The sequence below is a fragment of the Planococcus sp. RAB007_Raresut genome, assembly GCF_057369535.1.
The window spans coordinates 527,327-542,139 of record NZ_JBXYIF010000001.1; the positions used below are offsets into that span (position 1 = coordinate 527,327).

18 protein-coding genes are annotated in these 14,813 nt (G+C 45.0%); 3 read left to right on the forward strand and 15 right to left on the reverse strand.

From position 1 onward, the window contains the following. Positions 1-13 precede the first annotated feature (13 nt). The 10 genes from mraZ to AC2Q9J_RS02630 form a co-directional block, all read right to left on the reverse strand. Positions 14-445, reverse strand: a complete 432-nt coding sequence (gene mraZ / locus AC2Q9J_RS02585) for a division/cell wall cluster transcriptional repressor MraZ (RefSeq protein WP_499036917.1) — start codon at positions 443-445, stop codon at positions 14-16. A 148-nt stretch (positions 446-593) separates the two neighbouring features. Beyond that, positions 594-2,234 (reverse strand): bacillithiol biosynthesis cysteine-adding enzyme BshC, encoded by a 1,641-nt coding sequence (gene bshC, locus AC2Q9J_RS02590; RefSeq protein WP_499036919.1) that lies wholly within the window; start codon positions 2,232-2,234, stop codon positions 594-596. Positions 2,235-2,317: 83 nt separating this feature from the next. Further along, complete coding sequence (locus AC2Q9J_RS02595) at positions 2,318-2,695, reverse strand: DUF3397 family protein (RefSeq protein ID WP_499037337.1); 378 nt, start codon at positions 2,693-2,695, stop codon at positions 2,318-2,320. Then, positions 2,695-3,555, reverse strand: a complete 861-nt coding sequence (locus AC2Q9J_RS02600) for a 2-dehydropantoate 2-reductase (protein WP_499036921.1) — start codon at positions 3,553-3,555, stop codon at positions 2,695-2,697. Before AC2Q9J_RS02600 ends, AC2Q9J_RS02595 begins: the two co-directional genes overlap by 1 nt. 80 nt (positions 3,556-3,635) lie before the next feature. Beyond that, positions 3,636-5,186, reverse strand: a complete 1,551-nt coding sequence (locus tag AC2Q9J_RS02605) for an acyl-CoA carboxylase subunit beta (RefSeq protein WP_499036923.1) — start codon at positions 5,184-5,186, stop codon at positions 3,636-3,638. Between the two features lie 31 nt (positions 5,187-5,217). Further along, positions 5,218-5,433, reverse strand: coding sequence for an acyl-CoA carboxylase biotin carboxyl carrier protein subunit (locus AC2Q9J_RS02610; protein ID WP_084244969.1), 216 nt, complete (start codon positions 5,431-5,433; stop codon positions 5,218-5,220). Next, the gene (locus AC2Q9J_RS02615) at positions 5,430-6,779 is read right to left on the reverse strand and encodes an acetyl-CoA carboxylase biotin carboxylase subunit (RefSeq protein ID WP_499036924.1); all 1,350 of its coding nucleotides are present in this window, start codon (positions 6,777-6,779) and stop codon (positions 5,430-5,432) included. The genes AC2Q9J_RS02610 and AC2Q9J_RS02615 overlap by 4 nt, the downstream gene beginning before the upstream one ends. A gap of 194 nt (positions 6,780-6,973) precedes the next feature. Beyond that, positions 6,974-7,726, reverse strand: a complete 753-nt coding sequence (locus AC2Q9J_RS02620) for an enoyl-CoA hydratase/isomerase family protein (protein WP_499036926.1) — start codon at positions 7,724-7,726, stop codon at positions 6,974-6,976. A gap of 420 nt (positions 7,727-8,146) precedes the next feature. Continuing rightward, the gene (gene rpmF, locus AC2Q9J_RS02625; RefSeq protein ID WP_033541041.1) at positions 8,147-8,323 is read right to left on the reverse strand and encodes a 50S ribosomal protein L32; all 177 of its coding nucleotides are present in this window, start codon (positions 8,321-8,323) and stop codon (positions 8,147-8,149) included. Positions 8,324-8,347: 24 nt separating this feature from the next. After that, positions 8,348-8,881, reverse strand: coding sequence for a YceD family protein (locus tag AC2Q9J_RS02630; protein ID WP_499036928.1), 534 nt, complete (start codon positions 8,879-8,881; stop codon positions 8,348-8,350). Between the two features lie 127 nt (positions 8,882-9,008). On the opposite strand from AC2Q9J_RS02630, the gene AC2Q9J_RS02635 reads away from it, so the two are divergent. Further along, positions 9,009-10,211 carry a nucleotidyltransferase gene (locus tag AC2Q9J_RS02635; RefSeq protein ID WP_499036930.1) on the forward strand — a complete coding sequence of 401 codons (1,203 nt, stop codon included), beginning with the start codon at positions 9,009-9,011 and terminating at the stop codon, positions 10,209-10,211. On the opposite strand, the gene AC2Q9J_RS02640 is transcribed toward AC2Q9J_RS02635, so the two are convergent. The 3 genes from AC2Q9J_RS02640 to rsmD are packed head-to-tail and all read right to left on the reverse strand — an operon-like array spanning position 10,199 to position 12,326. Then, complete coding sequence (locus AC2Q9J_RS02640) at positions 10,199-11,224, reverse strand: SepM family pheromone-processing serine protease (protein ID WP_499036932.1); 1,026 nt, start codon at positions 11,222-11,224, stop codon at positions 10,199-10,201. The two genes, AC2Q9J_RS02635 and AC2Q9J_RS02640, sit on opposite strands and share 13 nt — an antisense overlap. Positions 11,225-11,278: 54 nt before the next feature. Next, positions 11,279-11,758 carry a pantetheine-phosphate adenylyltransferase gene (coaD, locus tag AC2Q9J_RS02645; protein ID WP_084244957.1) on the reverse strand — a complete coding sequence of 160 codons (480 nt, stop codon included), beginning with the start codon at positions 11,756-11,758 and terminating at the stop codon, positions 11,279-11,281. After that, positions 11,751-12,326: a 16S rRNA (guanine(966)-N(2))-methyltransferase RsmD gene (rsmD, locus tag AC2Q9J_RS02650; protein WP_282020775.1), complete on the reverse strand. Its 576-nt coding sequence runs from the start codon at positions 12,324-12,326 to the stop codon at positions 11,751-11,753. The genes coaD and rsmD overlap by 8 nt, the downstream gene beginning before the upstream one ends. Positions 12,327-12,410: 84 nt before the next feature. Here rsmD and AC2Q9J_RS02655 point away from each other — a divergent pair, with 84 nt between their 5' ends. Continuing rightward, on the forward strand, positions 12,411-12,791 hold the full coding sequence (locus AC2Q9J_RS02655) for a DUF7147 family protein (RefSeq protein WP_499036935.1): 381 nt from the start codon (positions 12,411-12,413) through the stop codon (positions 12,789-12,791). Here the strand turns inward: AC2Q9J_RS02655 and AC2Q9J_RS02660 are convergent, their stop codons facing one another. Then, entirely contained in the window at positions 12,792-13,064 is a 273-nt protein-coding gene (locus AC2Q9J_RS02660) for a YlbG family protein (RefSeq protein WP_084244951.1), read from the reverse strand. It lies immediately after the preceding gene. A gap of 162 nt (positions 13,065-13,226) precedes the next feature. On the opposite strand from AC2Q9J_RS02660, the gene AC2Q9J_RS02665 reads away from it, so the two are divergent. Then, complete coding sequence (locus AC2Q9J_RS02665; protein ID WP_499036937.1) at positions 13,227-14,132, forward strand: glycerophosphodiester phosphodiesterase family protein; 906 nt, start codon at positions 13,227-13,229, stop codon at positions 14,130-14,132. Between the two features lie 189 nt (positions 14,133-14,321). On the opposite strand, the gene AC2Q9J_RS02670 is transcribed toward AC2Q9J_RS02665, so the two are convergent. Further along, complete coding sequence (locus tag AC2Q9J_RS02670; protein ID WP_499036939.1) at positions 14,322-14,768, reverse strand: YlbF/YmcA family competence regulator; 447 nt, start codon at positions 14,766-14,768, stop codon at positions 14,322-14,324. Positions 14,769-14,813 lie beyond the last annotated feature (45 nt).

Genomic DNA, 14,813 nt, shown 5'->3' on the forward strand with positions numbered 1-14,813 from the left:
CTCCGTTTCTAATTTAAAAGTCGAAATCCACCAAGTTTTCTGCGATGTCGTTAAATGAGTCTTCAGAGTCTGCAAAATATTCTTCCCAAGAGTCTTTTGCCCAAATTTCGAATCGATTGGAGACACCCAGAATGATGCATTCCTTTTCAAGTTTTGCGTAAGTTACCAAAGTTGAGGGGATGTTGACGCGCCCTTGTTTATCGAGTTCCACTTCAGTGGCCCCCGAGAAAAAGAATCGGGTAAATGCACGTGCGTCTTTTTTTGTGACAGGAAGTTCTTTCAGTTTCTCTTCGATCTTCTGCCATTCATCCATAGTGTAACCAAATAAGCATTGATCCAGGCCTCTGGTGATCACAAAATTCTCACCAAGTAGTTCACGAAATTTAGCGGGCACGATTAATCGTCCCTTTGAATCAACGCTATGTTGATATTCGCCCATGAACATACCCTTCACCCCACTTATTGTAATTAATGTACCACAATCCCCCACTTCCCACCACTTGTTTTTGAAATATTTCATGAATGTTACAGATTAATATCTCATATTAACTTCTTGAAACAAAAAAAAGCCTGCCGCAGCAGACTTTTAAGCATCAAAAATAGATTATCTTGTGATTTTTGTCATATTTCAAATCCAGCGCCAAAATTCGAGTTACAAGGTCTAAACCATAATCGTTCATGTATGGAATTGGATTAAAGATTCTCTCTTGCAAAGAGCCATTCGGCAATATTTCATTTTCAAGCAAATCATAATGTCCGAATTGAACACTATTTTGCAGCACCACTTCATCTTCCAGTTTATGTTTGAGGAAGTCGAGCTGTTTCAAATGAAACTGAAGATTTTTTTCCACCAATGGTGCCAATCCTTTGCTGACTTCAGCTATTCGCTTTTGGATCGAATCATAATCCGTCTGGATCTTGGCTTCCAAATCCTCTATCATTTTTTCAGCTTCTTTTTCCCTGACAGCATCAAGCAGATCGGCTTTTAATACCCGTGTTTTCTGTTTGATCGCCACATCTTCAAAATTCAATTCGTATTTCTCAAGCAGCAGCTGCACTTTGCGGTTGACCAATGTCATCCCGAGACGCGGCATAATGACCGGCATTTCCATTCCGAGAGTTTCAAATGCTTTTTTAAACAAGCTCCAATAAGCGATTTCTCCCGGTCCGCCGACAAAAGCGAGAACAGGGAAAACCATTTCCTGCATTAACGGGCGCGTCACGACATTATTACTGAGCATTTCCGGTGACTGCTCCGCTATATCAAGCAATTCATTTTGGCTGAAGCGAACCTTCCCGTCATTGCCTATAAAAGCATCACTATCCCTTTTAAGGAGAATCCGTTCCCCTTTGACGGTAATGAAAAGATGTGCTGCATCTTCTTCGGCGGATAGTGGGGGATTATATCCTTTTTCCACAAGTTCCTGCTCAGCCGTGTAGACCTCTTTAGCGATAGATGGAGAAAGCTTGATAAGACGTTTAAAAAATTCCGACTCATACTTTCTCATTTCCGGATGAGCCGCGTCGATCATCAAAAGCCCTTCCTCATCAAAGAAGTGATTCAGCAATGCTGAAAAGAATTCAGTATACGTTTCAGTTGATTCCAGAAAACCGAATATCAGCTGCTGCAAATCTTTCGAATGCGAAGTTTCAGGCAGGCTTCTGAAATACTCATTCAGGAAATCCGAGATTTTTGTTTTATTTAATATTGCAGTGGTGGCCGTTTTCTTACCGTACTCCACATGCGGAAAGTTCAATTTTTCAACCCGCCCATTGATTTCCCTGTACAGATGGCTTATTTCAGCTAGATCATGGTCTTCTCCGGCTATCCAAAAAACCGGCACCACTTTCGCGTTCAACTGTTCTTTGGCTTGCTTTGCCAGTACGATTGCTGAAATGGCTTTGTGTATCGTATAAAGTGGACCTGTCAGAAGACCTGCCTGCTGACCGGTGACTACTACCGAAGCCCCGTCCAGAAAATCCTGCAGATGCTCTTCCGTTTTTTCGGAAATTCCGTAAGGTTCCATATAATTCCGAATAACCGTACTTAAGCGCTGCCGGTCTACATCATGGTTCTGAAGCTTTTGCTGCCTGCCGGCAAAAGAATTTACATCTGGATTGTAAGAAAAATAACGGCGCAGGTTTTCATCGCCGTTTATGTAATCATTCATAAGTTTGCTTGAAGGCGGTACGAATTGCTCTATTAATTTCATCTTGCGAATCCCCTTTTCCATTACATACCACCTACTATATCAGACCGTGCATTACTTTTAAAAAAAATTAGCTTGTGATCAATAAAAAGACATCGACAGCTGCATCAGATGAAACTGATGACCGTCAATGTCAAACCTGCCAACCATATAAGAACGTAACTCATTGACAACAAGAGGAAATACAGACGCCAGGTCTTTCTGATATATTTCAGCACTTCGATTTCCTTTGACTTCTTCCACTCAATTATAAGCAAAATAATTGCGATTAGAATTGCTGTTACAGAAACAGCAAATGAGATATTCACTCCCCATAATGCTTCCATAGAAACGGGTACTGATACAAACAGCAGAAAGGTCGTCACATCAGCCGACAAGCCTATCGCTCTTCTTTTGAGCTTTTTACGGGTGAGGAAAATAAGCAAAATGAATGCAAGAAACGGAGCAAAGATAAAAATTGCGCCTATTGTATGTATCAAGTTCATCACTCTTTTTCAGCCGCCTTCAGTAAATGATAGAATGTCTGCAAAATAGGCAGTGTGTAAGGCGACCGCCTGATTGTATACAGCAGGATTGTATCCAATTCCAATGGTCGTCCAGCCAGTTTATCCGCAAGCATTGAAGACGTGTTTTCCGCTGTCGAGGCGCATAATGCGGTTACTTGCTCAAAAGGTAGGAGCGTTTCAATTTCCGGAAATGCGGAATACAATTCCGTATAAATATTCTTCAACAGCTCATAAGCATGGGGATTGCTTAACAGTTCCCCGTTTTTTATAGACAGCAGTGCAGTCAGGGGATTGATCATCGTATTCAGCAAGACTTTCCGAAAAAGCATTTTGTCCGCGTCAGCATGCCATTCCGACTTTACTCCGTTGATATTGAGTAAAGGAAGGAAGCGTTTTTCATCTCCACTTAATAAAGCGAACTTAAACAGGCCTTTACCGGTGTGCTTGACCTCTATGTCATTAACTTTCAGCGCTCCATGTTCCACGATGCCTGCGGCGATATTTTTTTGCGGCAAGTTCGGAATCGAGTCTACATGCATCATTCCGTTTTGCATGAAGACGATGGAATTATCGACACAATTGCTTTTAAGCTTTTTAATGACATTAGGCAATTGCCCATATTTTACGGCAATTAATATGAAAGCATTGGGTGGTATACGGTCCCATTCCGTATAGGCATCGATAAACTGGATTTTCCCATCACGATTGATGCCTCTTGCATTGATCTTTTCTGCTTGTTCCGGCGTCCGGGTGATCAATTGGACACCGCAGCCTGCCTCTTTTAACAGCGAAGCTGTCAGCATACCTACTGCTCCTGCTCCAATAACAGCAAAATTCATGATAACCCTCCCACCCGCGAAATCTGATCTTTTTAAAAAGAAGCCTGCCTATAAGGCAGACTTCACTTTCATACAATTCATTATACAGGAGTAATTGCGTGTTTTCGATAAGGCATCGGTAAATCTTTTGTTTCATATATCGACAGCCTTTGCGACAACACTTGGCGAAGATCGGATGGCGCCACAATTTCATCCACGATGAGTTCGGAAGCCAAACGGTAGATATCAATCTCTTCTTTGTATTCCTGATGTTTTTCCTGAACGTATTTCAAACGTTCTTTCGGATCTTCAATCGCTTCGATTTTATTCGAATAAACCGCATTGACCGCAGCCTCCGGTCCCATTACGGCAATCTGTGCTGTAGGCAATGCGATGCAGACATCCGGTTCAAATGCCGGGCCAGCCATTGCGTAAAGTCCTGCTCCGTACGCCTTACGGACGATAACGGATATCTTCGGCACAGTAGCTGAACTCATCGCAGCGATGAATTTCGCACCGTGGCGGATGATCCCTGCCCGTTCCACTTTTGTTCCGATCATGAAGCCTGGAACATCAGCAAGGAATAAAAGAGGGATCGAGAACGCATCACAAAGATTGATGAATTTCGCTCCTTTATCCGCTGAATCACCGAATAATACGCCGCCTTTCACTTTCGGCTGGTTCGCCAAAATGCCGACCACCTGGCCGTCAATGCGGGCAAGTCCTGTAATCAGTTCCGGTGCGAAAAGCTTTTTGATATCGAAGAAAGAACCTTCATCGATCAGCTGATCGATCAATTCGTACATATCAAAAGGCGCGTTTTGGTTTTCAGGAATAATCGCTTCCAGCGTACGTCCTGCTTTCGCAGCCTTCGCTTCAATTTTTTCAGGTTTGATGGCGAAGTTCGCCGGGAAGTTCGTCAAATAACGGCGGGCTTCCGATATCGCTTCTTCTTCTGAAGAAACAAGTACATCGCCCACCCCGCTGACTGTGCAATGCATGCGGGCTCCGCCCATTTCTTCGAGTGTCACTTTTTCCCCGATGACTTTTTCAGCCATTCGCGGAGAACCAAGATACATCGAAGCGTTTCCTTCGACCATGATGACAATGTCACAGAAGGCCGGTATGTAGGCTCCGCCTGCGGCTGAAGGTCCGAATAATAAGCATACCTGCGGCACCATGCCGGACATTCTTACTTGGTTGTGGAAAATTTTACCCGCCCCTCTGCGGTTCGGGAACATCTCCAATTGATCTGTAATGCGCGCTCCTGCAGAGTCGACCAAATACAGCATCGGAACCTGCATTTTTTCAGCAGTTTCCTGTATGCGGATGATTTTCTCTACTGTGCGGGAACCCCATGATCCCGCTTTAACCGTTGAGTCGTTAGCCATAACGCAGACCGTCTGGCCATTGACTTTTCCGATTGCTGTTACAACGCCATCAGCCGGTAGGCCTTCAGCCTCCACATTCGCAAAGCGTCCATCCTCAGCGTAGTTTTCATCATCGAAAAGCAATTTCAAGCGATCACGCACGAATAGCTTATTGCTTTCCTTCATTTTTTCATGGTATTTCGGTGCGCCACCGGCAAATATTTTTGCCAGCTTTTCTTCAAGCCGTTCATTATACCCCGTTGTTTCAGTTGTTTTAGTCATTATGCCTGCCCCCTTTGCTAGTCGATAGCGATTATTCCCCTAAAGTCACCAAAGTGTCGCCTTCGTTAACGAATCCGCCAACTTCAACATTCACTTTCTCAACGCTTCCTGCAAATTCGGCTTCAACCGGAATTTCCATCTTCATGGACTCGATAGTCAAGATTGCCTGGCCCGCTGTTACCGCGTCGCCTTCTCCTACTAATACGTTTAATACTGTACCTGCCATTGTCGCTTTAAGTTCTTTCATATTGTTTTTTCCTCCTTCGATTTTTCCATCCATTGCGGCAATACAGCTGTCGCGTATTCCCCCGAGATGAATTCCTGTGATTCGATGAATTCCTTAAATAACGGAATATTCGTTTTTACCCCATCAATTGTAGCATGATTGAAAAATTTCTGTGATTTCGATAATGCATCCATCCGGTCTTTGCCCGTGATGATCACTTTTGAAATCATCGGATCGTAAAACGGTGTGACCGCATTCCCTTGTTCGTAGCCGGTTTCGATTCGGGCACCTTCGCCCCATTCGATTTTTTCAAGCTTGCCGGGCGATGGAAAGAAAGTTTTTGGATCTTCCGCATAAATCCGGTATTCAATTGCATGGCCTTTAGTCGTTATCTCATCTTGCGCCGGCAGCTTGCCGCCTCTTGCCACATCAATCTGCCATTCAACCAGGTCAAGCCCTGTCACTTCTTCAGTAACCGGATGCTCCACCTGCAAACGCGTATTCATTTCAAGGAAATAAAATTCATTTGATTGATCGACGATGAATTCGACTGTACCGGCGTTGCTGTAACCTACCGCTTCACCCGCACGGATTGCGGCTTCACATAGGCGTTCGCGCACATCCTGCGGAAGATGAGGTGATGGTGATTCTTCAATCACTTTCTGGTTGCGGCGCTGCACAGAACAATTGCGCTCAAATAAATGAACGATATTGCCATTTGAATCACCGAATATCTGAACTTCGATATGGCGGGCATCCGCGATGAATTTCTCAAGATACACGACATCGTTGCCAAAATAAGCTTTAGCACGGTTTTTTACGGAATCAAATTGCTGACTGAGCGCTTGCTCACTTTCACAGCGCACCATTCCGATGCCGCCCCCGCCTCCGCTGGCTTTAAGCATCAGTGGATAGCCGATTTTATCAGCTTCTTCAATCGCTTCATCAAGTGAAGCTACGCCTTCTTCCGTTCCCGGTACAACAGGCACTCCAGCTTTGATCATCGCGCGGCGGGATTCGATTTTGTCACCCATCATGTCAATGATGCCACTGTCCGGACCGATGAAGATCAATCCGGCTTCCTGCACTTTGCGGGCAAATCCGGCGTTTTCGGATAATAGGCCATAACCTGGATGAATTGCGTCCGCATTATGTTTTAGAGCCGTTTCAATGATTTTTTCTGCCTGTAAATATGACTGCACCACCGGATTCGGACCGATCAGCACAGCTTCCGTTGCTTCACTTACATATGGCAGATCCCCATCTGCCTCAGAGTGGATAGCAATCGTTTCGATACCGAGGCGTTCGCATGTACGAATAATGCGTCTTGCAATTTCTCCCCGGTTCGCAATCAGGATTTTCTTCATATTTGAAATACCCCCTATGTTTTCTCCCTTCTATAGCATATATGAAGTTTGTAAGCGATTTCAACTATTGGCTGAAAATATTTCTGAATATACGGGCATCGGATATCCTTTTATAACAGGAATAGAAGGATTATTTACTGTTAAAATTAAACAAATAAAAACCTGTCACTGGATGAGCAACAGGTTCAGCCTTCTTATTTTTTTGGTTTTTCAAGGAATCTTGCTACAGCTTCATGATGGGCTGTGCTTGCCCATAACTGGGCACAGCGCCGGATTTCAGCTTCCACACGTTCCTTAAGGTTTGTCGCGCGCCAGTTTCTGACCGCTATTTCCTTATAAGCACGATGCACTTCAGGAAGTACGCCCCGGAATAAAGCGATAAAATCTTCGATATCTGCATCCTCTCGGATGATTGCAGTTGCCCAGCCGTTTTCAAGCAGTTCTTCCGCCGAATACAGTCGGGCTTCACTAAGCATCTTTAAAGCACGGTCATGCTGAAGCGCTTCAAACAAGTAAGTTCCGCCTCCCCAGCCGCTGGTGATTGCCAAAGTTCCTTGGATAAAGCCGGCTTTCACATGGCTGCGGACGAGTCTGTAATCGCAGGCAGTTGCTATTTCACAGCCGCCTCCCACTGCTGTTCCGTTGACAAGAGCAGCGACAGGCACGGGCAAAGTTTTAATCTTGTAAAGCACATCTCCCATCCGATTAAGCATGGGATATGCTTGTTCTTCTGTTTCTAAAGCGTGAAAAACCGACAGATCTCCACCGGAGCAGAATGCTTTTTCACCGGCAGCTGTAATGATGACCAGACGCGGCAACTCTGTTGATGCCCGTTCAATCAGTTCTTCCAAACCTTCTATCACTTCCGCATTGACAGCATTGCGGATTTCCGGCCGGTCGATTGTAAATGTCATAATACCTTCGGCTGTTTCGATCTTATAGGCCATTTCAATTCACCTCGTGAGTGTGAGTATGTAAATATAAACGCTTTACTTTTGAAACAATATATACCGCTTCGGCGCTTAGGACAGTGCAAAGATTATGCTCCTGCGCACTGCTCGTCGCAAAGGATGCGCCATCTTCGTATGGCGAACCTTGCCTCCCGCAATAAGCCGAGAAGACCACTCGTCTTTGCTCCGTCGGCATTCGCCTGCTCCATAGGCGCGCCTTTGCTGAGAGAAATTTCTAAAGATATGGAGCAAAACAGCGGAGACTCCCAGGCGACCAAGCTCAGTGCAAGCAGCCAGGAAAGCGTAGCTGTTTTGCGGAATATCTGTTTTATAGTTATTTCATTTAATCTTATGTACAGAGAAAAAGGCTATCGAGAGCCATGGCCTCTCAATAGCCTTTTAGCAGCAAATACTGTTTTATTTGCTTGCTACAACTTCTTTCCCTTTGTATGATCCACATGCTTTGCAGACGTGGTGAGCCAATTTCGATTCGCCACAGCTTGGGCAAGTTACCATGCCCGGCACGGACAATTTGAAATGCGTACGGCGTTTTCTTTTAACGGTTTTGGACGTTCTTCTGAACGGTACAGCCATTGGTGACACCTCCTTACAGTGATTCTATTCATCTGACTGATCGAAATACTTTGCTAAATCAGCAAGTCTTGGATCCGGTTTTGGTTGTGCTTCTTCTTTCTCCGCCTGAACTTCTTCGTCTGTCGAATATGACCATTCTTCGCCGCCTTTGATAACGGCTTGATCGGCATCTTCCTTAAAGACCTGCATCGGTATTTCCAGAAGGATAAGTTCTTCGAGGACCGGCTGGAAATCTATTGTTTCCGTTTTGACCGCGTGAACATTATCGTCTGTATCTCCCAGGCCATGTTCTGACCAATTGAAGATTTCAACCGATTCAATATCTACAGGAAACTCGACATCTTCCCAAGTTCGTGCGCAAGGCAAGATTAACATGCCTTTGAGCTGAAGCTGGCACGTGAGTTGTTGCGAACCAATTGTGCAATGTCCTGTGACGTGGATGGGTGAAATATCACGAATATCGCTATTGCGTTTTTTCACTTCATCAAGATTGACCATCTGGTCGATCTTCATCCCGTCTTTGCGATGCTTTTGAAGCTGTTGAATCGCTATTTTCATAAGTAATCACCTCAAGACAACAAAGTTGATTATATAATGAGCAGAAAAAGATGTCAAGAAAAAATCTTGTCACACTATTCCTGGCATCGTTATACTTAGACTTAAGTTTACCAAAGGAGTTGGGCGAATGAAAGCTGCAGGCATCATAGTTGAATATAACCCGTTTCACAATGGCCATCTGCATCATGCCAGAAGTGCCAAAAAAAGTTCAGGAGCCGACATATTGATTGCTGTTATGAGCGGCCAGTTTCTGCAGCGCGGCGAACCGGCATTCGCCGATAAATGGAAACGGACTGAAATGGCCCTCGCCAACGGTGTCGATTTGGTCATTGAACTGCCGTATGTTTATGCTACTGCACAAGCATCGGATTTTGCGAGAGGATCCATCACCCTGCTCGATGCCATCGGCTGTGAAGCTTTTTGCTTCGGAAGTGAACAAGGTGACATTGAACCTTTTCTTAAATCCCGTCAATTGCTGAATCGGGAAAATCTTGATTATCAGCAAAGAATCCATGAAGCGGTCCAGTCAGGCATCAGCTACCCCAAGGCAATGAACGAAGCCTATCAGGCTGTGACAGAAGGACAGGAAGGCTTTGCTGATTTGACGCAGCCGAATAATATTCTGGGCTATCATTATATAGAAGCGGCAGAGCGAATTTCGTCTTCAATGCAGCCGCTGACGATCCAGCGGATTGGCGCAAATTATCACGATCCGATTCAAGAGGGCTTGTCCATCGCCAGTGCGACGGGAATTCGAAAAGCTTTTTTTGAAGGCGGATCGCTTGATGAACTTTCCACTTACCTGCCTGCTTATTCAATCGAAGCACTTCAAAACTTTGCAGAAGAGTACGGCCGTTTCGGCAGCTGGGAAACTTTTTATCCAATGCTCCGCCATACTATATTGAGAGATAAACCGGAAAACCTCCGTCGATATGCAGAGGTGACAGAAGGAATCGAAAACCTTATTTATGAAGCCGCCACAAAAGAACATGATTTTGAAGCATTTATTGGCCGAATAAAGTCAAAACGTTTTACCAGAACCCGTATACAGCGAATGCTGACCCATATTTACACTGGCTTTACATGGGATATGCTTAAATCCTTCGAGCAGCCCTCTTATTTGCGTTTGCTCGGCATGACACAAAACGGCCGTCAGTATTTGAATGCACAAAAAAAGAATATCAGCCTGCCCATCATCAGCCGCGCCGCCGATTTGGCGGACAACAGCATGGGCAAACTTGATATTCACGCCAGCAGTCTCTATATACTGGGTCTTGGAAGCAGTAATTTGAAAAAAGAATTTACAACACCGCCGATTTATTTCGGTTGAAGCTGCTCTAAATAATCGAGCGCATCCTGCAGCGTTTTAACCGGCACGATTTCCATATCCGTGCCGATTTTTTCTGCAGTTTCCACTGCCACGTCATAATTGCTTTCGCTGTCAGCGGACACTTCGTCATCCGGCGCAAAGAATATATCCATGCCATCGTTGTCAGCCGCCATCACTTTTTGATCGATCCCGCCGATGCGCCCCACTTCTCCTTCACTCTCCATAGTCCCAGTGCCAGCTACATCGTAGCCTTTGGTGATATCTTCTTCGAGCAGCTGGTTGATGATTTCCAAAGTGAACATCAAACCGGCGGATGGCCCGCCAATTTCTTCGGAATCGATGGATACTTCCGGTTCTGTGGTAATCGTTTTATCTTCTACAAAGGATATTCCGAGGCCGGCCCGCTCAAGGTCAGTCGGAAGAGGTTCCAATGTAATTGTCTCGATCAATTCCCGCTCATTCCGTTCAATCACCAATTCCACAGCATCCCCGACCTGTTTTTCAGCCAGATAATCAATAAAGTTCTGTTGACTCTCAAAATCATTGCCATCAATGGACAGCACCCGGTCACCAGCTTTCAGGCTTTCATCAGCCGCTCCGCCTTCCAGTACATTCAAGACAAAGACACCCGCCGTTTTCACTTCGTACGGCATTTCAGCAGTTTCAAACGCCGCTTTTAAGGCATTGACCTGCGAATCAGACATCAATTTCAATTGGCGGACATTATACTCTTCTTCTGTTTCATGCGGACTGCGAACCTGTTCTGGCTGCAATACCTTATAGCCATCCTGAAACTGGGCATATACATAAAGCGCCGGAGTTGCATTCAGCATCGATACAGTCATCAGACTGAAGCTTCCTTCATCATCTTCATCGCCATTTTCAACTTCCACAAATGGTGACAGCTCATAAGCGCTGCCCGGACGCGTAATATAGCTGTCCATCCGGTAGAAGGAAATAAAGACGACAACTGCCATTAATATCAAATACATGATCATACGTTTATTTTTCATGAGATTACCCTCTCTATTCAAAAAAGAATAACAAAAAAGCCACGGAATCGTGACTTAATCGAATTTTTTCTTCAAGGCTTTTTCAACAGCTTCCGGCACCAGGCCGGAAATATTGCCGTTGTATTTCGCCACTTCTTTAACGATGCTCGAACTGAGGAACGAATATTGATTATTTGAAACCATAAACAATGTCTCTATATCTTCATTCAGGAAACGGTTCATCGAAGTGATCTGCATTTCGTATTCGAAATCCGATACTGCCCGCAGTCCCCTGATGATCGCATTCGCTTTGACTTCCACCGCGTAATCAATCAGCAAGCCGCCAAACGAATCCACTGTTGCATTTGGAATCGCACTGGTCACTTCCGCAATAAGCGCTATTCGCTCTTCCACATTGAACAATGGATTTTTTGAAGAATTATTCATGACAACGACTTTAACTTCATCAAAAATCTTTGAAGCTCTCTTGATGATATCCAAATGCCCCATCGTAATTGGATCAAAACTTCCCGGTACTACGGCAACCTTACTCAATGATTTCTCCCTCTTCCCCTGTATAGCGATAAATTGAAATGGCGATACCGCCGTAATTTTCATTTTTAAACCGTTCGAAATATTTGGTGCGATCAGCCAGCTGGACCCCTTTTTCGTGCTCGCAGACTACTATCGTGTCCGTCGTGAGGATCCCATTTTCAGCTGCATAATCCATCAAGTCATACGCCTCCGTGATATGGTACGGTGGATCCAGGAACAGCAGCCTGGCCTGGAAATCATTTTTCTTCAGGATTTTGATCGCCCGCTTCGCGTCGTTGCGGTAAACTTCCGCTTGTCCGTTAAGACGGGTCTTTTCCAGATTTGCCCGGATTGTTTCGATGGCTTTGCTGTCCTTATCAATAAAAACGGTTTTATCTATCCCGCGGCTCAAGGCTTCAATGCCAAGCCCACCGCTTCCTGCAAAAAGATCAAGTGCATTGCCGCCATCGAAGAATGGGCCGATCATATTGAAAACCGACTCTTTTACTTTATCCGTCGTCGGCCTGGTGGAATTTCCCGGTACCGCCTTTAAAGGCAGCCCTTTTGCCTTGCCTGCAACTACGCGCATGTTTCTGCCTCCCAGTTTTGATGAAATTATTGATGCAATCCACCTTATAGATGGTAGAATGGGTACTGGAAAGGACGTGTTAAAATGATCCAGCGTTTTATCGAGCTTGGAGAAGGTTACGGAGATATTTACGAACTCCGTGAATTGATGATGACCAACCGCAGCCGTTTTATGCACGGTTTTGCATTCGTCTCAAAAGACATGGACGGAAAAACCGTTCTATCAGTAGCAGCTGCATTCAAACCAGCAGAACAGGGTAATTTCATGCCCATTTACATTTGCCGTGAAGGAATTCCTAAAAACTCGAAACGGCTTGAATTATTCGAGGAGGCTGTCAAAGAACTTGGCGGGTTGCCGATCTTCATGGATGTTAAGCATTCCACCGTCTATGCCGACCGCAAGTTTTACTTCAGCCATCTGATATCCGTCTTGCGCCTGAACCATTATATCCCGCCGATGCAATGATCAAAGGCCGATTTTATAATCGTATTCCTTAGCTTTATCGGGTTTCGCATTTTCGTATTCAGTCTTGATGAATGGCCGTTGGGATTCAAGCACTTGCTTGACATACGGCAACTTCAACAGTTTCGCTTTTGTAGTTTCAATGACATCCTGATCCATATATAGAACGACATATTTCAATTTCCGTGAAATGAAATGAACATGTCCAAACTTGCGCAATGATTTTGCCTGTTTCAAATGATGCACATAGACAATCAGTCCCTGGCGATCATGCATAGCCATCCCTCTTTTCTTAGCTTCTAGAATACCATAGGAAAGAAAAAAGCCGCAACCGCCATTCAGGGAAGTTTGGGCCGATACAGCATATTAACTGACATTGCTTTTCATTATTGGATATAATGGATTTAGCGTCACTATACGAGGGGGTATTACATAGCCATGGGTAAAAAAACGAAAATAGGCATAGCTGCGGTTGCAGTCGGAGCAGCGGCCTGGGCAGGTTCAAAAGCTTTGGTTACTGCACAGCCACGCCCTAAAAAAAATGCACTGGAATATGACCGTCCGATGATTCTCGCGCATCGCGGGGGTTCCGCTCTTGCGCCTGAGAATTCAATGGCCGCATTTAAAAAAGCTGCGTCGTACGGTATAGACGGTTTCGAAATCGATATACGCCTTACCAGCGATGAGGAACTGATCGTATTTCATGATGAGTTCGTCGACCGGACTACGGACGGCGCTGGCAAAGTAGCAGATCTGACACTCGAAAAACTTCGCACACTTGATCTTGGCTACCATTTCGAAGATCTTGAAGGCAATAATTCCTACCGTGGCGGAGATGAAAGGATCATCACCTTGCGCGAATTATTGGATGAATTCCCTGATATGTATATCAATATCGATATGAAGGATTCGCCGGAAACATACGAAGGCAGTCTGTTGCCTTCCAAACTTTGGCGCCTGATCGAATCTGCGGGCGTGGAAGAACGTGTTGGCGTCACCAGCTTCTTCGACGAACAAATCGACCGGTTCAATCTGTACGCACAAAACCGTGTAGCAGTAGGTGCCGGAGAAAATGAGATCAAAAAAGCATATGCTGCATTTAACAGCCAATTTGGACACCTGTACAAGCCGCGTGCCGATATGATGCAGATTCCTATCCGTTCTTCAGTATTTAATCTCGTATCACCCCGTTTTATCTCATTTTTGGGTGACTTGAACATACCTGTGCACTACTGGACCATCAATGATCCGGAAGCAATGCGAGCGCTGGTGGACACAGGAGCTAAAGGCATTATCACCGATCGCCCTGACTTGGCAGTGGAAGTCCTTAAAAAAGCAGAATAAGATATCACATAACAAAAAAAACCGGCGAGAAAAAGCAATGCTTTTTCTCGCCGGTTTTTTAGGGTTAAGAAAGGATAGTATCCTTAAGTCACCAATGGCTTTGGAGGAGCGGATTTTTGTCCAGACTCCAGCGGCAGCGGGCGCTTGCGCTTTTCGTTGTCCAGACTCCAGCGGCCGCGTGCACTTTTCTTATGCTGAACAAGAACAGCCGCCGCCAGTTCCACAGCTTCCTCCACAAGAGGAATCTGAAGAAAAGAAAGGATTGCTGGAAGGGATTTTAACCGCCTCCGAAACTGAACGGCCGATTATGAAACTTACCTGATCAATCAGATCCTGCAATTCATTTTCAGCCAGCCGCAATTCAGCAATCTTCTCGTTGAGGTCCAACTTCCGTTTGTCGACACGGATACGTTTCATGACATCCTTATAATCCGGATGATACTTTCCGAAACGCTGCACCTCTTCATATAATTCTTTTAAACGGGCAAAAGCGGTGATTTCATCCGCCAGCTCTTTATTATCGTAAACAGCACGGTGAGCTTGTCGATATTGCTCAGCCTGCTCAGATTGTAGTATCATTCTACTTAACTCTTCGGCAGAGTCAGTAATTTGAACCCATTCGTAGGTCATGATCACAAGTATTACCTCCTCTACGGTTCAATTATATCAAACATACAAATA